The organism is Pontiella sulfatireligans, from assembly GCF_900890705.1.
GTDB classification, from domain to species: Bacteria; Verrucomicrobiota; Kiritimatiellia; order Kiritimatiellales; family Pontiellaceae; genus Pontiella; species Pontiella sulfatireligans.
Genome location: NZ_CAAHFH010000002.1, coordinates 1807873 through 1832888, shown reverse-complemented (window position 1 = coordinate 1832888; position 25016 = coordinate 1807873). Strand labels below are relative to the sequence as shown.

Here is a 25016-nt window from a genome sequence, read left to right as displayed (position 1 = left end):
CTGCAGTAACCCGCAAAAAGAGTGGTCTTATGAAACTGAAATCATGTTTTTACTTAATGAGCGTGTTTCTGGTTGGGGGAGCCTTTCCCGCTCAGGCTGTAAACCTGGTCGACTTTGATGCCGACACGATTTCAAGCGCCATCAATCAGACCAGCGACTTGCTCTTCAGCGAAAGCTCGACCACGTTGGATTCGATTTCCAGCCCCGGCTACACCGGTCAGTCTGTATATGGCGGGTTTGAAGAAGAAGGGGAGAGCATGTGGTCCGCGAACAACCGGGCGAATGCCGGCCTCAAAGTTCGGTGGAATGCAGGCGCTGGTATTGCGGGCGAGGCCTCGTCCGGCTTGTATCTTTTCGAGCAGGAGGATTTCCTGAACGGGCTGGATTCCGGCCTGATTCTGATGGATGCCGCCGGCGACACGGTGAGCGGCGAGGCGGGGTATATCAATCCCAACGGGGCGGTTTCATCCACCACGATACGGTTCGTGCTCAAGGACAGCTCGGGCTATCATATTTCCGCCCCGCAGCCTCTCGTTTCCTGCACTGTTTTTTCATTCGAAGCAACGACGTTGTCCTATTTCAGTTTCACCCCTACGGCCAACACCTCCACGGAGGCCGGCATCATTGGCGGTGTTTCAACTCCGACCTTCTCCGGCATCACATGGGTCGGCTTCCGCATCGACGCAGTCCGCGGAGCCACAGTCGCGAACGGCGTCAATATTGGAGTGGAACTCTTTTCGGTTCAGGGGGCTTCCGCTCCGACCGCCACGGTGGTGGACGGCGGATTGCGCCATCAGAAAATCGAGGGATTTGGTGCCTCCGGTGCGTTTTACATCAACCGGCTCATCAGCAACAACAATTCTACAGAACTCGCCAATCTGTTGTTCCGGGATCTGAGCCTCGATATTTTCCGAATCCAGAATGTGTATGACCATGATGGCTATGTGAACAAGGTGGACGATACGGTTGCTACGATCCAATTGGGTGAGGCGGCCTTGGGAAAGCCGTTGAAAATCCTGATGTCATCCTGGACACCGCCCGCATACCTGAAAAGCACGGGATCGCAGGCAGGATCAGATGATGCGACGCTAGACTCTGATGTCAATGGATACCGATATGGTGATTATGCAGCATGGTGGGCCGATAGTCTGGATTATTACAATTCTGAAGGCGTTGATGCCGATTATATCAGCATTCAGAACGAACCAAACTGGCATCCGGATTATAATAGCTGCGGATTTGAGCCGGTTGAGACGACCAACTTCGCTGGTTACAATAAGGTATTCGAAGCCGTCTGGCAGGAGCTGGCCCTTCGCAAAGGAACAGTGGCCATGCCGAAAATGCTCGGGCCGGAAACGATTTCATTCAACAAGCTGGATGCTTATATCGATAATCTGATCCATCCATTCCATGCGTATGGTTTTGCGCATCATTACTACCAAAATAACGTAGGCGAGAATCCCGATGTGCTTAATTCGAACATGGCCGAGTTTAATACCGACTATGGCTATAAGCCGCTGTTTCAGACGGAGTACTGTGTGCTCGATGCCAACACGAATTCTCCGCTCGTCAGAAAACTTAATCTGGCGAGGCTGATGCATAACGCGCTGACGATCGAGGAAGTGTCTTCTTACTTCTACTGGTCGCTCTATTGGAACGGCGAGCAGGGACTCATCGATATCCCGGATTCGTCGAGCTACATCATCACGCCGGAATATTATGCGTTTAAACATTTTTCCGCATTCATCAATGCCGATTGGCGACGTTTGGATGCCGTTTCTTCCGAGGATGCCATAGATATTTCAGCGTATATCAGTCCGGATGAAACGAAGGTAACGGTTGTCATCGTTAATGATGATACTAGCACCGCGCATCTGGATATCTCTTTTGTCGATATCTCAATTTCGGGAGGAGATATCTACCGATCTACCGATGCATTCAACTGCACGAACATCGGTGTGTTTAACCCGGCCGCCTCTGTTGCAATCCCTGCCGAATCCATCACCACGCTTGATCTTTCGGCTACACCTCCATCCGCGCCGGCCAACCCCAACATCCTAATGATCTGTGTCGACGACCTCCGTCCGGAAACCCGCGGCTATGGCGCGGCGCAAATGATCACGCCGAACATGGATCAGCTCGCATCAGACGGTTATCAGTTTAACCGCGCCTACGTGCAGCAGGCGGTTTGCTCGCCGTCGCGCACCAGCCTTATGACCGGCATGCGTCCGGACTCCACTCAGGTGTTCGACCTGACGACCAACTTCCGCGACACCATCCCATGGGTTGAAACCCTCCCGCAATACCTGCAGGATTATGGCTACTATTCCGTCGGGATCGGAAAAGTATACCACGGAAATCTGAACGATGATCTTTCATGGAGCGAGCCATGGTCCTCAGGTCCGGGAGTCTACGGTTCGCTGGGGCCGGGTAATCCTCCGACTGAATGCACCAACGTGACTGACAACGTCTATCGCGATGGCGCGGTGACCGACGAAGCCATTCTGAAGCTGGCCGATCTGAAAACAAAGCAGCCTTTCTTCTATGGCGTGGGTTATGTCCGCCCGCACCTTCCCTTTGTTGCTCCACAAACCTACTGGGATATGTACACCACCAACGACCTGGTGCTGCCGCATACGGACGATCATGCGGTTGATGCCTCCACCTTCGCCTACACCTCCTGGGGCGAGCTGCGCAACTATGACGGCATTCCTGCCACCGGCCCTGTTTCCGATGCGCAAGAGAAAGAACTCATTCACGGCTACTACGCGAGCGTCTCTTACATGGATGCGCAGCTTGGCCGGCTCATGGCAGGGCTCGAGGCCGAAGGATTGGCGGACAATACCATCGTTGTCGTCTGGGGCGACCACGGCTGGCATCTCGGCGATCACGGCCAATGGACGAAGCATACCAACTTTGAACGCGCCACGCGCATTCCCATGATCGTGAAAGTGCCGTGGATGCCCGGCGCCTCTCAGATCGACGCGCTCACCGAAGCCGTCGACCTCTATCCAACGCTGCTTGATCTATGCGGCATTCCGCACCCTGTGCAGCTGGAAGGCGACAGCCTGGTGCCGCTCCTGCAAAACCCGGATTCGACGGGCGACGATGATGCGCTCAGCCAATATCCGCGCAGCGGCAACATGGGCTACTCCATGCGCACCGACCGATACCGCTATACGGAGTGGCGCGTGCAGAATTCCAACATTTTCGTCGAGCGCGAACTCTACGACCACTTCCTGGATCCCCGCGAAGACACGAATGTGGTGGCTCACGCCGAATACGCCGACGACGTTGCTTCGCTCGAAGCGCAGCTTCAGGCGCGGCTGGATGAACTGAACCCTCCATCGAATGCTTCCGGCGATAACCTGGTTGTCAATGGAGAGTTTGAAGATGGTCTGAACAACTGGTCGGAAAATATCCATGCCGATGCAACAGTCTCTTTTGCCACCGTTGGAGCAGCGCCGGATTTGGAGTTGTATGTGGATATTACAGACGGGACTACTTCGCCTTATAAAATTGCGCTTGAGCAGATTGTGCCTGCACAGGCTGGCAAACTCTACACCTTCCGGTTCGAGGCCCGGGCCGCGGCGGATCGTGAGCTGCGTATTCTGTGGCGCAATAAGAATAACAACACCAATGCTTATCTCCAGCTGGACGTGCCGATTGATACGGTCAGTCGATCCTATGAATTTACCGGCATCCAGCTGGACTATCTTTCCGGCGTCGATCCCGACGCAGAAATCCGGTTGCAGTTTGGCGGCGACGATGCGGACGTCTGGATCGACTCCATTGAAATCTATGCAGAGACTTCCTTCGCGGCGACGTTGGTCGAGGCCGGGTTGTCCGGCGCGGATGCGCTGCTCGATGCGGATGCGGATAGCGACACCGTCATCAACCTGTTCGAGTATGCGTTTAATCTGGATATGACGACCAACGACTACCATGTGTTGCTTCCAGGCATTGGAACATCCGGACTGCCGACCTATCAAATTGCCGACACGAATAGTTTCCAGGCATTGGAACTCGAATACTTGCGCCGGTGCGGTGCTTACGATTTGGAATATATTCCAGAATTCACGAGCAACCTGGTTTCCAATGTCTGGATAAGTCCGGTCTTAACGGAGACGGTTGTGCCGATTGACTCCGACTGGGAGCGGGTGACTGTACGAGATCTCGAGACCACCGAAACCGCCACCAACCGATTCGGGCGCATCCGGATTCTCTTCAAGCCTTAGTGAAACGAAGGCGGGTTTTATTTTCCCGCATTCCGCATTCAGGACTGCCGATTGATATATTTAGTGTGCTCCATAAAATGGTCTTCCTAAATTGAGAAAGAATAGTGCGATCATGACATCGCATTTGGTTGTCAGGAAAGAAGGGGACATGAGAATGAAAAAACTATTAACGATGGTTGTTCTGTTTGCTGCAGGTGGTGTGTTTGCAGCACCGGTTGAATATTTCGGGTTCAATGAGGCTTCTGGTATCTCTATAGGTGCTTCCACCAATACGGGGACGATTGGAAGCGTTTGGAATTTCGGAGGGCCGGGTACGGTTGCGCAGGACGGTGGCGGTAACCTGGTTATCGACACGACTCATGCCGGCGCCATGTACCGAAAGCTCCCGGGCAAGGGCACTGCAAACGCAAATGCGACCTTGGATCAATATGCAACACCGATCACCACGGGTGCGTACCGTTTGGAAATTGATATCACCTCATGGGATCTCACCGCAAATGCGGTTGGCGCCGACATGACCTGGTTTGCCTCATCCCAGAGTTCCGGTGGTGTTAACCTTGCCGGAATTCGGCTTGAAAAAGATTCCGCCACAACGGCCCGCATTCGTCTGTTCACTGATTTAACCGGTACGGCAGGGGGATTCCGTAACTATGCCTACAGTCTTACAGAAGCGGGCGGAGCCAATGTGGCCATAGAATTCGATTTCGATAATAACACCGTCGAATACTTTATCGATGGTGATTCCAAACAGACCTTTTCGGATTTTGAAGCAACACAGCTCGGAACACTCGTGTTCAACACCGATGCCGCTTGGATTGCCGGGTCCACGGTCTCGATAAATGAAATGGGACTGGATGTGATCCCGGAACCGGCCACGTTGGGGCTGATTGTCGCATTTGGCGGGGGCATCCTGTTTATCCGCCGCCGCTTTATGATTTAGACTCAATAGGTTTACAGAACCGCCTGCATAAACGGGATACCGTTTGCTCGGCATCCCTTTTTCGTATACCGTGCTTTTCGTCCATACAGTATACGAAGCGGTAGTGGCGTGATCGTACACGCGAAGATATCATAGTTTGTTTTTTAAAAGTAAACGCCTCTTCTTTCACCCCGTAGTCAGCTCCGGCAAAGCCTGATAATTTGTCAGGCATGGATACGAATGAAAACAATGTGTCGGGGCGGGCTTCCTATACGGAGGAAGAACGCCGGGAACTGATCGAGGAGTTTAATTCAGCGGGGCTGACCCAGGCGGCGTTTTGCCGGGAATGGAGCATCAACCCGAAAACGCTGGCCCGTTGGCTGCGAATTGAACGTCAGGAATCTGAGGTTGCTTTTTGCGAGGTGGAAGTTCAGCCCGGACCTCCTGAGATAGATGAACTGAAGATCTTTCTGCCGAACGGGATTGAGGTTCAGCTTCCAATTCCGTCACTGAATGAACTCGGTATGGTTCTGCGGGAGGCTGCCGGATGTTTGGATTAAGTAATTCAATCCGGGTATTTCTGGCGGTTGAGCCGGTGGATCTGCGTAAGAGCTTCAACGGATTGCACTGTGTAGTGCAGGATAGGTTAAATGAAGATCCGTGTTCGGGCACATTGTTTGTGTTTACGAACCGACGGAAAAACCGGATCAAGACGCTGTACTGGGATGGTACCGGCATGTGGGTTGCTATCAAGCGGCTTGAAAAGGGCTGTTTCAGTTGGCCTCAAGGCGTTGGCGCAGATGAAAAGCTTAGTCTTGCTCCGGAAGCGCTGGCCCTGCTGCTCGATGGAGTTGATCTAAAACAAGGCTCGCTCAAACCTTGGTATCAGCGCTGATTTTTTTTGCATTTTCCATCAGGTTGGTGCCGCATTTTCAACGTGTTTTGGTATAATGTACGGCATGAATTTTAACCGGGAAAATTTTGATCTGATGGTAAAGGAGCGGACGTCTCTGAATGCCGAAAACACTCAGCTCAAAACCGAAGTTAAACTGCTTAATGAGAAAGTTCAGTATCTGCTGAAAAAACTGTTCGGGCGCAGTTCCGAAAAGTTAAGCCCGGATCAGATGGAACTACTGCTCGATGAACTGCAGGAAGCCCAAGAGGCTCTGGAAATAGCGGAAGAGGCCGAACAGGATGATTCAGAGCCGGTTGAGTCCCGTCGAGGAAAGCGCAAGCCGCTCAAGGAACGGGTCCCGGAAGACCTGCCGGTTGAGCAGGTGATCATCATTCCCGATGAGGTTCAGGGAAATCCTGGTCGCTATAAAAAAATCGGGGAGGAAAAAGTACGGGAGCTCGACGTTGTTCCGACCCGGTATTTTATCCGTGAAATCATTCGAGAAAAGTTTATTGAGATTGATAACCGTGAAGTGCCGCCGCTGATCGCACCAGCTCCGGCAAGACTGATTCCAAACAGCTATGCTTCTGCCGGTCTGCTCCTACAGATCATTCTGAGCAAATATTGCGACCATCTTCCGCTCTACCGTCAGGAACAGGTTTTAAAATACCGCCACGGCATCGAAATCAGCCGCAAAACCATGGGCAACTGGATGTATCTTATCGCCGACTGGTTAACGTTGATCTACGAAGCACTGAGAAATGAAATCCGGCAAAGTGAGTATATTCAGGCCGACGAAACTTTTATCAAATACCAAGACCCGAAAAAGGACCATTGTCCCAATGGATACCTATGGGCCTATCACAGTCCAGGCGTTGGAGTGCTCTTTGAATGGTTTCCGAGTCGTGCTGCATCATGTCTTGATTAGATGCTGACAGATTACGCCGGTCTTCTGCAAAGCGATGGATACGGTTCTTATCCGTCATGGCTGAACGACCCGGCTCATGAACAGGAAAAGGGAAATATTATTCATGCCTGCTGCTGGGCACATGCCCGGCGTAAATTTCATGAGGCCGGGGATTCAATCAGCCGGAAAATTATCAAACTCATTGCGAAGCTCTATCGCAACGAAACCACGTTGCGCAAACAACCGGAGCTCGACCGGGCAACCTATCGGCAGGAACACTCTGCTCCAGTGCTTAATGAAATAAAAACCATTCTGGATCGTGAACAGAAAAAACAACTGCCCAAAAGCAAGCTCGGAGAAGCTATCAGCTATACCCTCAAACGCTGGGACAGCCTGAACCTGTTTCTTGAGCACGGGAAGCTGGAAATCGACAATAACCTTGTCGAAAATGCCATCAGGCCCACGGCCATCGGCAAGAAAAACTTCCTCTTCTTCGGCAGCCCCCGATCCGGTCAGGATAGCGCCATCATATACAGTCTCATCGAAACCTGCCGAAAACTCGACATCAACCCCGCCGACTATTTGCGGGATGTGCTCGAAGCCCTTCCAACCATGGGACAGAACGAAGCTGCCAGCTGGACTCCGGCTCAATGGAACTCATCCCGCGCACAGTCAGCATAAATGCTGTCAAGTGGGTGAACGAACAGACGCATACTTTTAAAAGCCGATAACCGGTAAAGGAGCACCCATGGTAAGCAAATTCAGATTGTGGGCGGTTATGTTGCTTTGTGAAGCAGGCGTGTTTGCCGCGTCACAACCCAACGTGGTGATCATTTTTCTGGATGATTCCGGGTGGGCCGACTTTCATCCGTTTGGTAATCCGCTCTATGAAACGCCGCATGTGCAAAAGCTCGCGGCCGAAGGCTGTCGCTTCAATAACTTCTTTGTTCCCCAGGCCATCTGTTCCGCTTCGCGGTCGGCATTATTAAGTGGCTGCTATCCGGGGCGCACCAGGGTCTTCGGTGCACACGGCCCGAATGGCAGGGGGCTCGATCCGAAGTTTGCCACGATGGGCGAGGTGTTCCGGAAGCAGGGCTACAAAACGGCAATCTTCGGTAAGTGGCATATTGGAGATCGGCCGGAAACGCGGCCGCCTGCACGCGGATTCGACGAGTCGGCCGGGCTGATGTATTCGAACGATATGTGGGAATACCATCCGGTGGACCCCGAGCACTGGGGAAAGTTCCCGCTGCAGTATTGGAGCAACGGCGAAGTGATTTGCGAACGCGTTACGCCGGAGTTTCAGAAATCGCTCACCACACGCTACACGGAGCGCGCGGTCGACTTTATCGGCCGCCACAACGATCACCCCTTCTTCCTTTATGTGCCTCACTCCATGCCGCACGTGCCGCTGTTTGTCAGCGATAAGTTCGAAGGCAAATCCGGAGCCGGGCTCTATGGCGACGTGATCCAAGAGCTGGATTGGTCGGTCGGACAAATCATCCAGGCATTGGAAAATAACGGTCTGGCGGGAAATACAATTGTGATCATGACCTCCGACAATGGTCCCTGGGCGGGCTACGGCAACCATGCCGGCAAGACCCCGTTCCGGGAATTCAAGGCGACGGGCTTCAATGGCGGTACGCAATCAGCGTGCATCATAAAATATCCCGGTAAACTCAAGGCCGGTTCATCTTCCGGCTCCATGTTCTGTTCTGTTGACCTGCTGCCGACGCTATGCCGCCTGACGGGAGCTGCGCTGCCGGAAAATGAAATCGACGGAAGGAATGTCTGGCCGCTCATCTCCGGTCAGCCGGATGCGCAGAACCCGCACGTCTACTATCCGGTTTCGACCGGCAAAAAGTTTAACGGCGTGATGGGCGGCGACGGACGATGGAAGCTGCACCTGCCGCACGGCTATCGCCATATTGTTGCGTATGGGAAAGACGGGCAGGACGGTAAATATGAAAATCGCCAGATTGAACTGTCGCTGTTCGACCTGAAAGCCGACCCCTATGAAAAGAACAACGTTATTAACGAGTATCCTGAAGTGGCTGAAAAGCTCCGGCGGCTGGCCGCGGAGCATAAGAAGAAATTTTATAAATAGAAGCACGCATGCCGTGGTTTCATATTTCCCCATTTAAGGCTCAATTGTCGCGGTTTACATCGATAGACTGCAGTCATATCATGTGTACATAAATCAAATTCTACAGAAGGCTATTATGATGAAACTTTCACTACGCTTTTTAATTCCGATGGCCGGCATAATTGTGGCCGGGAGCTGCATGGCCGAACCGGCGGCGCCGAATATTCTCTTCATTATGATCGACGACCTGCGGCCGCAGCTGGGTTGCTATGGTCATGACGAAACGGTTTCTCCGAATATTGATCGGTTGGCGGAGCAGGGCGTTGTGTTCGATCGGGCCTACGTGCAGGTTCCGGTGTGCGGCGCATCGCGCGCCAGCCTGCTGACCGGCCTCTATCCGACGGCCGACCGCTTCGTGACCTACTATACCAGGGCGCAGGAGGATGCGGCGGGCATTCCGGACATCCCCACGCACTTTAAGTCGAATGGATACACCACCATCTCCAGCGGGAAGATCTATCATCACGCGGATGACAACACGAATTCGTGGCACGAGATCCATCGACCGAATGATTTTCGGGTCTATTTGAAACCGGAAAACCAAGATAAGGAATGGGCTGAGATGACGGCCTACGAAGATGCGGATGTGCCGGACAACGCCTATCCCGGAGGCGCCTTGGCCGAAAAGGTTATTGGCGACATCCGCCGCGCAAAGGAGGAGGGGACCCCCTTCTTCATTACCGCGGGCTTCACCAAGCCGCACCTGCCCTTCAACGCGCCGAAAAAATATTGGGACATGTATGACCCTGAAAAACTGGAGCTGGCCGATAATCCGTTTGTCCCGAAGGGGGCCCCGTCGAATGCGATCCATCAGTGGAATGAATTGCGCGACGGCTATGGCGGCATGCCGACCAATGGGCCGGTCTCTGACGCGACGGCCCGCAAATTGATTCATGGCTACTATGCCTGTGTGTCCTACACCGACGCCATGGTCGGAAAGCTGCTCGATGAGCTGGAGCGTTTGGAACTACGCGATGATACCATTGTGATTCTGATGGGCGATCACGGATGGCAGCTGGGCGAGCATGGACTTTGGTGCAAGCATGCCCTGTTCAACACCTCCACCTATACGCCCTTGATGATCAGTGCGCCCGGATTCAACAAAGGGAAGCGAACCGATGCGCTCGTGGAGTTTGTCGACATCTACCCCTCGCTTTGCGAACTGGCCGGTCTTCCAATGCCTGAACATCTTCAGGGAAAGAGCTTTGTTCCGCTGTTGGGCCAGCCCTCGATGGATTGGAAGACTGCGGCTTTCAGCCGCTACCACGGTGGTGAGAATGTGGTGACCGAACGCTATTCCTATTCGGAGTGGACCGACGGCAGTCGCATGCTTTACGACCATAAAAAGGATCCGGATGAAAATATTAATGTTTCCGAGAATCCGGAATATGCACCGATCGTTGAAAAACTGGCGCGACGGCTTGAGCGCCACAACGAAGCAGTCACGGCGAGGGATATAACTTCCGGTCTCGGGACAATCAATAACGAGCCACCGGTTTGGAAATCGCAGACGTTTCAGCAGAAAGAGGCAACCGCTGGCCAGCCCTACATGACTTACATCAATTGGCGCGTGTCGGATGTTGATGCCGACGAACTCGTTTTCGCCAAGATTAGCGGCCCCGCATGGCTCTCCATTGCCAATGCAAACTATGGCCGGATTGAGGGAACGCCGTCCGCCGGCGACATTGGCATGAATGTTTTTGCGGTCAGTGTTTCGGATGGAACAAACGAGCCGGTTAAAGCCACCATGGAACTGAACGTATTGCCTGCGCCCTGATTCAGGTCGTTATGAGAGGGAAACAATGAAACCAATTTTCAAGATCATGTTGTGCATTCTCGGAGCATCGGCATCCAGCAGTCTCAGCGCCCCGCTGAAAGACGTCTATGCCGAAGATTTTCTGATGGGCACCGCTCTGGGCAGCCGCGGTGTGAACCATCAGTATGTCTATCCCATGCGTCAGAATAAAAAGGAACGCGATGTGGTGGCGCGGGAGTTTAATTGCATCACCGCCGAGAACCTGATGAAGATGGAATACCTTCAGCCGAAGGAGGGTTTCTTCAATTTTGACCAAGCCGATGAATTCATGGCGTTTTGCGAGGAGAGCGGGTTGGCCGTCGTCGGCCATGCGTTGGTCTGGCATTCGCAGACCCCCGACTGGCTGTTCAAAGATGATGCCGGAAACCCGGTGACCCGCGAGGTGCTCATTGAGCGGATGCGCAACCACATTCACACCGTGGTCGGTCGCTACAAGGGCCGCATCAAATATTGGGATGTGGTCAACGAAGCAATCGATACGAAAATGGTGGTGGATGAAAGCCTGCCGTTGGATGAAGAGGGTAATCCGCAAAAGAAGCGGGTGGCTTTTTATCGGGACTCCCCGTGGCTTCAAATTATTGGCGAGGATTATATCGAACTGGCCTTTCGGTTCGCTCACGAAGCCGATCCGGAAGCTCGGCTGCTCTACAATGACTACAGCATGGCGAACCGGGCCAAGGTTGAATTTGCCGCCGGCATGGTGCGGGGCCTGAAAGCCAAAGGCGTCCCGATCCATGGCGTCGGCATGCAGGCGCACTGGCAGTTGGACTATCCCGAGATTGAGCAGCTGCAGGACTCCATCGATATCCTTGCTGCGACGGGCTTGAAGGTCAGCATCACCGAGTTGGACATCGGGGTGCTGCCGAGGGCCAGCGAATATCACGGTGCTGATGTCAATCGGCGCGAGGAGCTTCGTGCGGAACTCAATCCCTACTCAAACTCCATTCCCATGGAGGTGCTCAACGAGCAGGCGGAAAAATACCGCGCCGTGTTTGAGGTGTTTCGCAAGAACAGCGAGCATATTGAGCGGGTGACCGTCTGGGGCGTCTCCGACCGGTATACCTGGAAGGCCAACTGGCCCGTACCGGGGCGAACGGCGTATCCGTTGTTGTTTGACCGGAACTTCCAGCCCAAGCCGGCGTACTATGCGCTTCAGAAACCAAACATTGTGGTGATCATCTGTGACGATCTAAATGATTCGATTGCCGGGATGGGCGGCCACCCGCAGGCTAGTACACCCAATATCGACCGGCTGGCGAAGCGCGGCGTGCGCTTCACGAATGCCGCTTCAAACTGTCCGCTGTGCGGCCCGTCGCGCGCCAGTCTATGGAGCGGGCTGCATCCAACCACGACCGGCTACTATGGCTACAAGCAGCAGATCAACCACTGGAAAAAGAATCCGAAGCTTGGAACCGCCGCCACATTGTTCGAACATTTCACGGCCAACGGCTACCGCAACTTTGCAACCGGCAAAATCCATCACAACGGCCACGAAGATTTTTCCATCTTCGAGAATTCCGACGGATTTCCAGGCTTCGGAACCAAAGGCAACTTCGGGCCGCTTCCGAACGACGGAAAACCCGAAAACCTGCAGCAAGGCGTACTGCCTCCCTGGATGCCCGCGAAGCTGCGCAAGGAAGGCGGGTGGGGCGACGGCTTTGGCCCGATCCAGGATCTAAAACCCTATGGCGATGAATATGGCTGGACGATGTTTTACGACGGCAAGCCTTGGCAGTTCCGCAATGGCCACGACCGCGATCCCATGCCGGATGAAGTTTGTGCCGCCGAGGCCGTGGCTTTTCTGGAGAAAAAACACGAAGCCCCGTTTCTGCTGACCATCGGCTTCACGCGTCCGCATTCGCCGTGGTATGCGCCGCAGGAATATTTCGATCTCTTCCCGCTCGAATCCGTCGAACTCGCGCCCATTCTCGAAAACGATGCGGCCGACTGCGCGAAAATCCTTACCGAGCAGGAGGACATTGCGCAGCCGTGGGGCTGGGAAAAATACCGAACCATCATGAATAACGGCGGCGACGAGCAGTTGCGGAAATGGACGCAGGCGTATCTCGCGTGCGTAGCGTTTGTCGACGACCAGACCGGCAAAGTGCTCGATGCACTGGAGCAGAGTCCATATGCAGCCAACACAATCATTGTTTTCACCAGCGACCACGGCTACCACATGGGCGAAAAAGAATACCTGTTTAAATATTCCCCGTGGGAGGAGAGCGTCCGCATCCCGTTGGTGGTTTCCGGCCCAGGCGTGGCGACAAACCAGGCATGCACAACGCCGGTGTCGTTGATCGACCTCTACCCAACCTTTATCGACTATGCCCGCTTGCCCGAACCGCACAAACTCGACGGCTTCTCGCTGCGCCCGCTGCTTGAACATCCAGAGGTTGGAAAATGGGATGGACCGGCCTTCTCCCTGGCGGCCTCAGCCTCCACCGTGCCGGTGGAGCAGAACGTTCCCGCAAACGCCGCCGACCAGCATTTCAGCCTCCGTACCGAGCGTTACCGCTACATCCACTGCCGCAACGGCGAGGAAGAATTGTACGACCACCGGAACGATCCCCACGAGTGGAAAAACCTCGCCGGCAATCCGGAGTCGGAGCAGGTGCTTCGAGCGTTCCGCTGTGAACTGAAAAAAGTTATTCTGGTGGACTGAGAACTTCTGGATAATAAACGGCGCAGAGCACCATTCTACGTAGCACGGTGCTCCGCGCCGTGTTTAAAATCGGCTCTTTATGAGAAGCGCCTTGATGCATTGCTGCGTATGGATCAATATCCGGCTTTTATATATCCAGAACAATTAAGGAGCAGGAATGAATGTAAACTGGCGTGGACTGAAAAAACTAATGATGGTCCTTTTCGTGGGCTCAGCGATGCTGGCGGGCGCGACGGAGTTTAAAACGCCGGTTACATCGATCGACCTGCAGGATGGTGATACGTTTGTTTTTCTGGGCGACAGCATTACGCACCAGTGCCTCTACACCCAGTATGTGGAGGATTATTTCTATACCCGTTATCCAGACCGACGGATCCGTTTCCATAATGCCGGCGTCAGCGGTGACAAGGCAGCCGATGCGCTGGATCGTTTCGAGGAGGATGTCGCTCCATTTAAACCGAAATACATTACGGTGCTGCTCGGGATGAACGACGGCAGTTATCAGCATTTCAACCACGAGATTTTCAACGCCTATGAAAATGGGATGACGGAGCTGGCTGATCGGATGGAGGCGTTGGGTGCGATCGGAATCTTTATGGGGCCGACGATGTATGATTCTCGCGTGGCCTCCGTCAAACCGCCTCGCTGGCTGAAGGAACAGGAAAAAATTATAGAGGCCACGCACTATTACAATGCCGTCCTCGCGTTTTACGGAACCTGGGTCCGCGACAGCGCGTTGGAACGCGGAGCGGGATATGTGGATATGCTCGGCCCCCTGAATTACTACACCACGCAGCAGCGGCTCGAAGATCCTGCGTTTACCCTGATTCCGGATGCGGTTCATCCCGGCCCTGACGGCCATGCCGTAATGGCTTTCAAGCTGCTTGAACAGATGAATGCGGATCGTTCTGTAAGCGGGGTAAATGCCACCCGTAAGCCGAATGGCAGTTGGCGCGTCGCATCCCCGGACGGCGAGGTGTCGGAGGTGGCGGGCGAAGGCGAAACGCTTCGCTTTACCTTTACGGCGGAGGCGCTTCCATGGGTGCTACCGCCGGATGCGAATCTGGGTTATCAAATCACCAAGTCTGGACATAAAATGAGTAACGAGCATCTTTCCGTGCGTGGCCTTAAGCCTGGAAAATACAGGCTGAAGATCGACGGCATCGAGGTGGGGCAATATATGCATACTCAGCTTGGATCCAAGGTGGAGCTACAGGGCAACGAAAAGACGCCGCAGTATCAGCAGGCGCTTGCGGTCGCCATGCTCAATAAAGAGCGCAACGAAACCGCGGTTCGTTCTCTGCGCCAGCAATGGCAGGCCCGCAAAGGCAGGCGCCGGAAAAAACTGCAGGAAAAAGATCCCGAAGCCTATGCGCAGTTTTATTCGGAATTCGAAACCGAAGTTGCCCGCCTTCTTGAGCTGAAGGCCGACTACGAGGAGCGCATTTACGAGCTCGCACAGCCCGGAGCGCGCATCTACGAAATCAGCCCGGTCAAATAATCCGCCCTCGGACAGCGAGGTTGGCGCCCCTCAGTGTGGCCGACATCATGAAGTGGATTTAAGCTATTTTCCGTCAAACTTTGAGACGTTTTCAAAAAATGCGCCGTCGTTGATCAGGCGCGGATCGCCGGTGGTTTTCATTTCGGTGAGCAGCTGTTTCTCCAACTTCGCGACTACTTCTTTGTATTCGGGGTTGGCGGCGAGGTTGTTCATTTGGAACGGATCGTTCTTTATGTCGTAGAGTTCCAGACGCGGGCGCTTGCCGTAGGCGCGTTCAAAATAGGCCTGCCACTTTGGATCGGTTCGGTGGTCAACGATCCATGCCTTGGTCGGTCCGGCGTCTTCATCGGGCAGGGTGGCGCCGGTGCTGTTTTCCAGCTTGTCGATTGACGGGGCTTGCCCGCCGTCCAAATTGAAGGGGTCGCCGAGTGGGTAGCGGTCGGGCTTAAAGTTGATGACCAGCAGATGGTCTTTGGTGCGGATCGCCCGTTGCGGATAGGGCAGGTTGCCGGCGCGCGCCTTCCGGACGTGCCGCTCGCGTCCGATGTAAACCTCCGTGCGCGAGGCATCAACCCAGCCGTTGCGGTCCGATTTTAGAACTGGCCAGAGCGTTTTTGCGGTCATCACTTTGGGAACAGCAACTTGTCCCGCCTCTAAAAAGGTTGGGGCGAGGTCCGGCAGCGAAACAAAATCGTTTACCACGCGCCCGCCTTTGATGCCGGGGCCTGAGACCGCCAGCGAAACCTGTGTTCCAAAGTCATACAAGTTGCACTTTCCGTGCGGGAATCCCGGCGCGCCGTGGTCGCCCGAAACCGCAATGATGGTGTTTTCAAATTCACCGGTCCGCTTCAGTTCGTCCATCAAAACACCGATCGCGCTGTCGAACGCCTGCGCCTCGCCCAGATAGTCGGCAAAGTCCTCGCGCACTTCCGGCACATCCGGCAGGAAAGGGGGCATCTTCCCTTTCAGGCTATCCGGATCGATGTTCCACAGTTTTTTGCCGGATCCCTTGATCCACTTGCGGTGGGTGTTGGTCGGGCCGAACCAAAATGCGAAGGGTTTTCCTTCGCCGCGCGTCTTCAGGAAATTGCGGAAGTTGCCGCGTACTTCATCGAGCAGCACCGCTTTGGCCTGCTCAATGGATTTCCCTTTTTCGATCCTCGTGTTGGCCGTTTGCGAAAACGAATTGAAGCTTCTGCCGGCCTGCTCGAACTGGGTTCGTTTTTCGCCGATCGGCGCGTTGCGCGGGGTGCCTGGCGACCAGACTTTGTAGGTGTAGCCAATGTCGTAGCCGTTCGCTTCCAGCAGCAGCGGCCAGCTCGGAATATTCAGATCCCACGTGGCGCCTTGCAGGATCGCCCCGTTGCCCGTCCGCCAGAAATACTGGCCCGAAAGCAGCGAGCTTCGGCACGGCGTGCACGACGGGGAATTCACATAGCTGTTTAGAAACAGCACGCCCGAGTCGGCGAGCCGGTCAAAATTTGGCGTCGATACAGCATCGTTCACCGATCCCGGTCCCTCCGCCTTTGCATAGGCGCTCGCGTGCCGCCCCCAGTCGTCCGCAAATAAAAACAGAATGTTGGGCCGCTCCGCGGCGTGCACTCCGGCAGCGGTGGCGATAAGCAGGCAGGCGATGGCTGAGTATTGTCGTTTCATGCAACCAATATAGATGGAATTTCAATGGTCTGCAAATGCGCGGTTGGATCTTTCCGTGCATTGGAAAATACGGCATGGTTGTTTCCATGAAACTATATCCATATTTTTTTGCATCACGGGGCGCGCTGGTTTTGGCCGGGATTGTATTCTGCGGGTTGAATGCGGGAGCGCAGGGTTGGCCGGAATTTCGCGGGCCAGAGGGTCGCGGTCTTGCCGAAAAGGGCGCAAAGCTTCCATTAAATTGGAGCGAGACTTCCAACGTGAGTTGGAAAACAGCAATCCCGCACGTGGGCTGGTCGACGCCGGTGGCCTTGGATGGCCAGTTGTGGCTGAGCAGCGCCACGGAGGACGGACACGATTTCTATGCCTATTGCGTGGATGCCGAAACCGGGAAGATGCTTTTTGAAAAGCATCTGTTTCATTGCGATGAGCCGGAGGTGCTTGGCAACAGCGTCAACTGTTATGCCTCGCCGTCGGCGGCGCTTGAGCCGGGGCGCGTCTACATGCATTTCGGCAGCTATGGAACTGCTTGCCTGGATACGGCGACGGCCAAGGTGCTTTGGAAGCGTGACGATATGCCCTGCCGGCACTACCGCGGGCCGGGCTCTTCGGCAATACTCCACGAAGACCTGCTGATCCTGACCTTCGACGGCGTGGATCAGCAATACATAACCGCGCTCGATAAGAAAACCGGCAAAACCGTGTGGCGAACCGAACGGACTACGGAATGGACGGATTGGGATGAAAATGGAAAGCCGAAGCGTGACGGCGATTTCCGCAAAGCGTTTGCCACTCCGATTATTGTAAAAGCCGCCGGCAAAGAGCAGCTGCTCTGCCCGGCTTCATCATGCGTTTTTGCCTACGATCCGCGTACGGGAAAAGAGTTGTGGAAGGTTCCGCACAGCGGACACTCCGCTTCAGTCAGTCCGGTATACGGCAAAGGACTCGTTCTCGCAGCAACCGGAGCGGGTACGTCTGAAATCCTCGGCATCCGCCCCGATGGCAATGGCGATGTTTCGGGCTCGCATGTGGCTTGGCGCTTTGCAGGAAAGGATGTTCCCACCACCCCGTCGCCCCTCGTGGTCGATGATCTCTTCTTTATGGTCAGCAACCGGGGCACACTGACTTGTCTTGAGGCTGAAACCGGAAAATCCGTGTGGCGCGAGCGGGCTGGCGGCAACTATATCGCCTCTCCAATCCATTGCGGCGACCGGATCTATTTCTTCAGTAACAATGGGAAAACCACCGTGGTCCGCGCGGGCCGCGTATTCGAACAGCTGGCCGAAAACCAGTTGGACGACGGCTTCATGGCATCGCCTGTCGCTTTGGGCGACTCGCTGATCCTGCGGACCAAAACGCACCTCTACCGCATTGAAGAGCGGTAGAACGGGGGTTGTTCTGCTTGATTTGATTCGTTCGGTGCTTGTTCCTTTGCAAGCCTTTCCCCGATAGTCCGCGCATGGATTTTTTAAGGGCAATGGATGTGTTGGTGATCTGCGTTCCGGTTTTCGCCGTGCTGGGGCTCGGCAAGCTGTTGGGGCTCAAGGGCCGGATCAAAGAGGAGCACTGCCAGTTTATCAACTGGCTGGTCTACACCTTTTCCCTGCCGTCGCTGATTTTCAATGAAGTGGCCCGGCAGCGCTTCGATACTTTTTTTGACCCGGCGGTAATTGTGATGCCGCTCATCGGGCTGGTTCTGGTGGCGTTGATCACGATGGTGATTGCAAAATTCAACGGCTACAAGGGGGGCTTCGCCGCCGCTTTTGTTTTCGGCACGTTTTGGCCCAATGCCACCTACATCGGCTTGCCGCTCTGCCAGAACGCGTTTGGTTCCGAAGGGCTGGCCAAGGCCGCCATCTACAACGGCTTTGTGTTGCCGTTTGTAATTCTGTTTGGCTACCTGCTGATCGGCTTCTACGGCGCCGGCGACGGCAATGTGAAAATCGGGGCGCGCATCAAGAAGGCGTTTCTCAACCCGATCCTGATTTCCGCCGTTGCGGGGGTTGTGGTGGCGGTGATTGCGGAGCAGTTCCGCGCGGCCGACGGTTCGCTGGGGCTTCCCGTGCCCGTCGTTTCATCCGCAGTGCTGATTGGGTCGTTCCTCAAAATGATCGGGGTGATGGGGCTTCCGCTGGCGCTGCTTTCCATTGGGGCGTCGCTCAAGTGGGAGCAAACCAAAACGCATTTGGGCGCGCTGAGCTGGTCGGTGGGCTGCAAGCTGCTGCTGCATCCCTTGTTCACGATGCTGCTGATTGGAATGATGTGCCCCGAGGCCTCGCCGACGGCGCTAGGGGTTGCGGTGATTCTGTCCGGAACGCCCAGCGCGGTGGCGATGTATGTGATCAGCTGCCAGCTCGGGGTGGAGCGGGGCTTTGTTTCTTCAATGTTGGTGCTGAGCACGGCGCTGAGCGTCGTGACCATTCCGGTCTGGGTCTACGTGCTTAAAGGCTTTTAAGCGATCGTGGCCAGCTCGTCTTCTTGGGTTTCCAGCGCGAGGTCGATGCAGTAGAACTCCGGCATGGTGCCTTTGTCCCATTGGAAAACGAGGTGTCCGGAAAACACGGTAACGAATTGCTCGTCCGAGCGCAGCAGGTCGTAGGCGCCAGCTTCGGGCATCTTGTTGGTTTTGCGCGCGTTTGCAATCATATCGCGCGCGAACTGGCGCATCTCCGGCGGGATAATCAACTCCACGATATCCCGGTTAACCGCTTCGTCTTCGCGATAGCCGTAAAGATGGTACGAGGCATCGTTCCAGAAAAACACTTTGCCGAACGCATTGTAGCCCTGTGATGCAATGTGCGGGTTGCGTTGAAGCATATCCATGAATTTTTCGCGCGTATTGTATTCGTTGGCTTCGGCCGCCTTGCAGATGGTATGGATGATGGCTTTCGCATCCTGATATGAATATTTGGTCATGTTGCCCGCCCCTTTGATAATACGTGGAAATTTATATCTGCAATCCGTCCGGCAAGTCAAAAACTTTTACAAATATGCATGGGGCTTGAAACATGTTCTTGCCGTGTTTGCTTCTGTTTCGGGGCGGGCTTGCCTCGAACAACAAACTCCGGCATCGTTGATCCGTTTATAACTAGGAGCATGCATGAAGGAGATTAAATGGGGCATCATCGGTTGTGGGGGTATTGCGAATTTGTTTGCGACCAGCCTGCAGGCATTGGAAACAGGAACCTTGCTCGCCGGCGCATCACGCACGCCGGGGCGCGCGGCGGAATTTGCACAAAAGCATGGTATGGAGCGGGTCTACACCGACTATGAGGCGCTCGTTTCCGAACCCGATGTGGATGCCGTATATATTGCGACTACGCACAACTTCCACTACGAAAACATCAAGCTCTGCCTCGAAAACGGCAAGCATGTGCTCTGCGAAAAGCCCTTCACCGTCAATGCGGTGCAAACCTTGGAGCTCATTGAGCTCGCGCGCGAAAAGAACCTCTTCATGATGGAGGCCGTTTGGACGCGCTTTTTGCCGGCCATTCTAAAGCTGCAGGAGCTGTTGGCGGACGGGGTCGTCGGCGAGGTCCGCACCGTCAAGGCCGACTTTTCCATTACCGGCGAGTTTGCTTCCGAGCACCGGCTCAATAACAAGGCGCTGGCCGGCGGGGCGCTGCTTGATCTCGGCATCTATCCCATCACCTTTGCATCGATCGTGTTTGGCGAGCAACCGTCGCGCATCCAAAGCTCCGCCGTTATCGGCGACACCGGCGTGGACGACCGCGGGTTCTATCTTTTCGACTACGAAGGCGGGCGCCGCGCCATGCTCTCTTCGTCCTTCACGCACAACGCGCCGACCGAAGGCATAATTTGTGGAAGCAAGGGCTATATCCGTGTGCCCCATTTCCTCGGGGCCACGCAGCTGCAGCTTCACCGCGAAGGCGAAGAGGTCGAGTTTTTTGACCTCCCCTACGACGAAGGGGAAAACTTTAAGTTCGAGATCGCCCATGCCATGGAATGCATTGAAGCCAAAAAATTAGAGAGCGACATTCTGCCGCTCTCCACAACCCACGCTGTCATGCAAACCATGGACACCCTCCGCGCGCAGTGGGGGCTGGAATACGAAGGGGAATAAGAAATTGGCTCATAGAGCCAACACTACAACTTGAATGATGGAGTCGGCTCTGCGAGCCGAGTTATTCCGGCTTGTCGGTGTTCTTCATCAGATCCAGCTCGCGGATCCAGATGTTGCGGAAGCGCGTGTCGTTGCTGTGATCCTGCAGGACAATCGCGTCATCGCCGTGCGGTTTATAGACGGGCAGCTTCTTGTGGGCGGTTGGCCCGAGGATCTGGGTTTTGTGCTGCACTAAAACGCCGTTCAAGAACACCGTCACGTAGGCCGGCGACACCAGCTTTTCGCCCTCGAAGCGCGGCGCCTGGAAAATAATGTCGTACGACTGCCACTCGCCCGGCTTCTTGCAGGCGTTAACCATCGGCGGGGTTTGCCCGTACACGCAGCCGGCCATGCCGTCGGCATAGGTGCGGTTTTCATAGTTGTCGAGCACCTGCGTCTCGTAGCGGCCCATCATGAAAACACCGCTGTTGCCTGCGCCTTGGGAATCGCCTTTGCGCGGATTTGCAGTTTGCCACTCAATATGAAACTGGCAGTCGCCGAATTTTTGTTTCGTCTTGATCGAACCGGTCGGAGTGCATTCCAGATAGCCGTTTTCCACCTTCCAGCGCATCTCGCCTTCCGGATTGTATTTTTTCTTCTTGGGATCGTTCTGTACGGAACCCGCCCAGGCCGAGGCATCGGTGCCGTCGAACAAAATAATGGCATCCGACGGCGCGGCGCCCGGTTGCGCCGCGGGAGTCACCACGGTGGGCTGCGGCCGGGCGATATCGTGGACGCACCAGCCGGATGGCAGTTTGGGCGTGTTGTCGTATCCCCAATTAGGTTTTTTCTTTGCCTCAGCGGGTTTTTTCGCCGGTTCGACAGGCGCTTCCTGTTGTTTTGCGGTGTGGGCGCAACCGGACAGCAGCGCGACAAAAACAAGTGCAGATACAATATTCTTCATGGGGAACCCTTTCTTAAGTTGAAGCGGGAAACGTTACCGTTGTCCGCTGCGCTCCGTCTAGCATCGATTCCGCTGGAATTTGTATAAAAACCGCACCTGCTGCTTTTAGATTCAATCGTTCAGGAGCAGCCTGGGTTGGAGGCTAAGACCTTCGCCTCCACCGGGAGCGGCTGTCACATCCCGGTTCTTGCTGGCATCCGACAGCTCTGCGCCGAGCAGGCCCAGCAAAAGGCCGAAGGCCAATAGGGCCATGGTCCCGAGTATGACTTTGAATTGTCTGTCGCTCATGATTAATTTTTTAAAGGGTTTGAATAAGCTGACGCCTTGCGAGGCGGCGTATTGGACAGCGCTCTAGAGCATTCCGCGAATGAGGTGCCGGAGGCGCAATCGGCTCATAGAGCCGATACTACGCCGGTTCGTGTTGTAGAGTTGGCTCTATGAGCCGCGCAAAGCGAAGCGGCAATCCACGCAAAGCGCAGTATGGCATCTCATTTGTTTTGTGCTCCAGCCCTATGAGCAAGGAAAAAGAAACGAGGACTATTTTTTCACAGAAAGCGGATTTCCGGAGTCGCCGGAGCTTAGGTTGCGGAAACCGGTTCCGCCATCGCGGGTTACCATGATTCCAAAGACAATTGATCCAATTAATATGAGTACAGACAGCCCAACGAAAATTTGGGCCAGCCATGTTAGTGCGCTTTTCTTCTCTCCTGGATACATCGACTGCCTTCCGTTGCCGCTTTCGGCGTTGTTTGAATTGTAAGTCGCTTTATTCGCAAATTTAATGCCGTGTTGTTTTATCACGCTTCAATCGTCATGCATCACGTCACGGCATCGGTAGGCCGTCCATGGAGTGGAGCGACTTTTCGAGCAGCTCGTCTTCGTTCAGTGTTACTTTAATCTGTTCACTCATCATGCCCCCCTTCCGATTAATCAATTTCGACAGAAAACATGTAGAAAGAGTAGGTGTTTGAGGATGGTTTCGTCAAGAAACACCGCTTGCCTTTACGCTTTTTGATTGTAGGCTTCAACCAACGGAGGTTCACATGAAAGTTTTAGTATCTGGATCATCGGGGCTCGTCGGTTCCGCATTAATGGAAAATCTGCAGGCCGATGGCCACGAAGTCGGACGGCTGCCTAGAACCTTTGAGCAGGCCATCGATTTTTCCGGCGTGGGTGCCGTGGTGCATCTGGCCGGCGAAAGCATTGCCGAAGGGCGCTGGACAGATGCCAAGAAAAAGCGGATCGAGGAGAGCCGGGTCAGCGGCACCCGCCAGCTTGCGGAACAGTTGGCTTCCAGCAGCTCCAAGCCCGCCGTATTCATCTGCGCTTCCGCCATTGGCTTTTATGGCGACCGTGCCGACGAAACGCTCGATGAAGCGAGCAGCGCCGGTTCCGGATTTCTGCCTGACGTCTGCAAAAACTGGGAAGCCGCGGCGAAACCGGCCGCCGATGCGGGCATCCGCACCGTCTGGATCCGCACCGGCATTGTGCTCAGCAAAAAAGGCGGGGCGCTCAACAAAATGCTCCCGCCGTTCAAGATGGGCGCGGGCGGGATTCTTGGCAATGGCCGCCAATACATGAGCTGGATCAGCCTTGAAGACGAAATCGGCGCCATCTGTTTTTCCATAGAAAACGCCGTTGTTTCCGGCCCCGTCAACCTCGTTGCGCCGAACCCGGCCACCAACCTCGAATTCACCAAGGCCCTTGGAAAAGCGCTCCATCGCCCAACCATTCTGCCGATGCCCGCTTTTGCCGTCCGCCTCCTGTTTGGCGAAATGGGCGATGCGCTGCTCCTCGGAAGCACACGCGTATTGCCGAAAAAACTGATCGAAGCCGGCTACGAATTTTGCCACCCTGACCTGCAATCAGCTTTGGAGGATGTTTTACGATGAGCCATTCAGACGCATTTAAGAAAATACAGCAGGACCTGGCCGACCGGGAAAAGGGCTACCGCGCCAAGGCGCTCAAAATGTTTCCCCACGTGTGCGGCAGCTGCGCGCGCGAGTTTGAGGGCAAAAACCTCAAGGAACTGACCGTTCACCACAAAGACCACAACCACGACAACAATCCGCCCGACGGCTCCAACTGGGAGCTGCTCTGCGTCTATTGCCACGACAACGAGCACGAAAAGCATAAGATGAAGGGCTACGGCGGCCCCGTCGATGATTCCTTCAAGTCGGAAGGTTTCTCCGCTTTCGACGGCCTCGACTCGTTTTTTCCAGTTGCAGGAAAGGATGAAAACAAAAGCTAAATGTTCAATCTGCCCGAAAGGGTGCGAGCTGGCGCCGGGAGAAACCGGCGATTGCCGTGTGCGCAAAAATATGGCCGGCGAGATCCGATGCACCACCTATGGCGAGCCTTGCTCGCTGAACATCGACCCCGTCGAAAAAAAGCCCCTGTTTCACTTTCTTCCGGGCACCCCAATCCTTTCCGTGGCCACCGCCGGCTGCAACCTGCACTGCAAACAGTGTCAAAACTGGCAAATTTCCCAGACGAGGCTCCATGCCTCCCGCGGTTCCGGCGCCCGGCCCGCAGACATTGCGAAGATGGCGCTCAAGCGCGGCTGTCCCGCCGTTGCCTACACCTACACCGAGCCACTTGTTTCCTTCGAATACACCTTCGACTGCTGCAAAGCCGCCTCCGAGGCCGGGCTCATGAACGTGCTCGTCACCGCCGCCTACATCAACCCGGATCCGCTGCGCCAAATCTGCAAATATGTCGATGCCGCCAACGTTGATCTCAAATCCTTCTCCGACGACTTTTACCGCGACATCTGCGGCGGCGCGCTCGCCCCGGTGCTCAAAGCGCTGACGGTTATGAAAAAGTGCGGCGTCATGCTTGAAGTCACCAACCTCATCATTCCAACGCTCAACGATTCCGAAGAAGAAACCAAGCAGCTCTGCGGGTGGGTCGCCGAAAATCTCGGTGTCGAAACGCCGCTCCACTTTTCGCGCTTCTTTCCGCAAAACAAATTGCAGCACCTGCCGCCTACGCCGGCCGACACCATTCTGCGCGCCCGCGAAATTGCCGTTGAAGCCGGCCTGCAATTCGTCTATGTGGGCAACATGCACAGCACCGAAGGCGAAAACACGCATTGCCCAAGCTGCGGGGAGCTTCTCATTGAGCGCAACGGATACTCTATCCTCCAAAACCGCATCAAAAACGGCCAATGCCCCGCCTGCCATGCGCCGGTTTATGGTGTCTGGGAATAGGCCGTTTACAATCGTGCCGGCACATTATAATTGA

At 54.9% G+C, this 25016-nt stretch carries 18 protein-coding genes and 1 pseudogene; 15 read left to right on the top strand and 4 right to left on the bottom strand.

The features are described 5' to 3' along the window. The first annotated feature begins 29 nt into the window (after positions 1 to 29). The 9 genes and pseudogenes from SCARR_RS20570 (at position 30) to SCARR_RS20525 (ending at position 15087) form a co-directional block, all read left to right on the top strand. Positions 30 to 4238: a sulfatase-like hydrolase/transferase gene (locus SCARR_RS20570; protein ID WP_168433490.1), complete on the top strand. Its 4209-nt coding sequence runs from the start codon at positions 30 to 32 to the stop codon at positions 4236 to 4238. Between the two features lie 154 nt (positions 4239 to 4392). Beyond that, a complete protein-coding gene (locus tag SCARR_RS20565; RefSeq protein ID WP_168433489.1) occupies positions 4393 to 5178 on the top strand; it encodes a PEP-CTERM sorting domain-containing protein in 786 nt (261 codons plus the stop codon). Positions 5179 to 5387: 209 nt separating this feature from the next. Next, a complete protein-coding gene (tnpA, locus tag SCARR_RS20560) occupies positions 5388 to 5717 on the top strand; it encodes an IS66 family insertion sequence element accessory protein TnpA (protein WP_136059628.1) in 330 nt (109 codons plus the stop codon). Next, entirely contained in the window at positions 5705 to 6052 is a 348-nt protein-coding gene (tnpB, locus tag SCARR_RS20555; protein WP_136059629.1) for an IS66 family insertion sequence element accessory protein TnpB, read from the top strand. The genes tnpA and tnpB overlap by 13 nt, the downstream gene beginning before the upstream one ends. Positions 6053 to 6107: 55 nt before the next feature. Next, a pseudogene (gene tnpC / locus SCARR_RS28955) lies at positions 6108 to 7640 on the top strand (IS66 family transposase). Between the two features lie 67 nt (positions 7641 to 7707). Then, the gene (locus SCARR_RS20540) at positions 7708 to 9066 is read left to right on the top strand and encodes a sulfatase family protein (RefSeq protein ID WP_136063521.1); all 1359 of its coding nucleotides are present in this window, start codon (positions 7708 to 7710) and stop codon (positions 9064 to 9066) included. Between the two features lie 115 nt (positions 9067 to 9181). Further along, positions 9182 to 10882, top strand: a complete 1701-nt coding sequence (locus tag SCARR_RS20535) for a sulfatase-like hydrolase/transferase (RefSeq protein ID WP_222846375.1) — start codon at positions 9182 to 9184, stop codon at positions 10880 to 10882. A 25-nt stretch (positions 10883 to 10907) separates the two neighbouring features. Beyond that, positions 10908 to 13586, top strand: coding sequence for an endo-1,4-beta-xylanase (locus SCARR_RS20530; RefSeq protein ID WP_136063520.1), 2679 nt, complete (start codon positions 10908 to 10910; stop codon positions 13584 to 13586). Between the two features lie 157 nt (positions 13587 to 13743). After that, positions 13744 to 15087 (top strand): SGNH/GDSL hydrolase family protein, encoded by a 1344-nt coding sequence (locus SCARR_RS20525; RefSeq protein WP_136063519.1) that lies wholly within the window; start codon positions 13744 to 13746, stop codon positions 15085 to 15087. A 63-nt stretch (positions 15088 to 15150) separates the two neighbouring features. Here the strand turns inward: SCARR_RS20525 and SCARR_RS20520 are convergent, their stop codons facing one another. Continuing rightward, the gene (locus SCARR_RS20520) at positions 15151 to 16743 is read right to left on the bottom strand and encodes a sulfatase family protein (RefSeq protein ID WP_136063518.1); all 1593 of its coding nucleotides are present in this window, start codon (positions 16741 to 16743) and stop codon (positions 15151 to 15153) included. Positions 16744 to 16829: 86 nt separating this feature from the next. Between SCARR_RS20520 and SCARR_RS20515 the strand changes: the two genes are divergently transcribed. Next, entirely contained in the window at positions 16830 to 18128 is a 1299-nt protein-coding gene (locus tag SCARR_RS20515) for an outer membrane protein assembly factor BamB family protein (RefSeq protein WP_168433487.1), read from the top strand. A 74-nt stretch (positions 18129 to 18202) separates the two neighbouring features. Next, a complete protein-coding gene (locus tag SCARR_RS20510) occupies positions 18203 to 19198 on the top strand; it encodes an AEC family transporter (protein ID WP_136063516.1) in 996 nt (331 codons plus the stop codon). On the opposite strand, the gene SCARR_RS20505 is transcribed toward SCARR_RS20510, so the two are convergent. Continuing rightward, positions 19195 to 19659 (bottom strand): PAS domain-containing protein, encoded by a 465-nt coding sequence (locus SCARR_RS20505; RefSeq protein ID WP_136063515.1) that lies wholly within the window; start codon positions 19657 to 19659, stop codon positions 19195 to 19197. The genes SCARR_RS20510 and SCARR_RS20505 overlap by 4 nt on opposite strands. Positions 19660 to 19843: 184 nt before the next feature. Between SCARR_RS20505 and SCARR_RS20500 the strand changes: the two genes are divergently transcribed. After that, positions 19844 to 20827, top strand: a complete 984-nt coding sequence (locus SCARR_RS20500; protein WP_136063514.1) for a Gfo/Idh/MocA family protein — start codon at positions 19844 to 19846, stop codon at positions 20825 to 20827. Positions 20828 to 20888: 61 nt separating this feature from the next. Here the strand turns inward: SCARR_RS20500 and SCARR_RS20495 are convergent, their stop codons facing one another. After that, positions 20889 to 21770, bottom strand: a complete 882-nt coding sequence (locus SCARR_RS20495; RefSeq protein WP_136063513.1) for a 3-keto-disaccharide hydrolase — start codon at positions 21768 to 21770, stop codon at positions 20889 to 20891. A gap of 111 nt (positions 21771 to 21881) precedes the next feature. After that, positions 21882 to 22058 (bottom strand): hypothetical protein, encoded by a 177-nt coding sequence (locus SCARR_RS28355; protein WP_168433486.1) that lies wholly within the window; start codon positions 22056 to 22058, stop codon positions 21882 to 21884. 755 nt (positions 22059 to 22813) lie between these two features. On the opposite strand from SCARR_RS28355, the gene SCARR_RS20490 reads away from it, so the two are divergent. Genes SCARR_RS20490 through amrS form a run of 3 tightly spaced genes read left to right on the top strand, consistent with a single transcriptional unit; the run spans position 22814 to position 24982 of the window. Further along, positions 22814 to 23662, top strand: coding sequence for a TIGR01777 family oxidoreductase (locus SCARR_RS20490; protein ID WP_136063512.1), 849 nt, complete (start codon positions 22814 to 22816; stop codon positions 23660 to 23662). Next, entirely contained in the window at positions 23659 to 24021 is a 363-nt protein-coding gene (locus SCARR_RS20485) for a YajD family HNH nuclease (protein ID WP_136063511.1), read from the top strand. Before SCARR_RS20490 ends, SCARR_RS20485 begins: the two co-directional genes overlap by 4 nt. Continuing rightward, positions 24005 to 24982, top strand: a complete 978-nt coding sequence (amrS, locus tag SCARR_RS20480; protein WP_136063510.1) for an AmmeMemoRadiSam system radical SAM enzyme — start codon at positions 24005 to 24007, stop codon at positions 24980 to 24982. Before SCARR_RS20485 ends, amrS begins: the two co-directional genes overlap by 17 nt. The last annotated feature ends 34 nt before the right edge of the window (positions 24983 to 25016 follow it).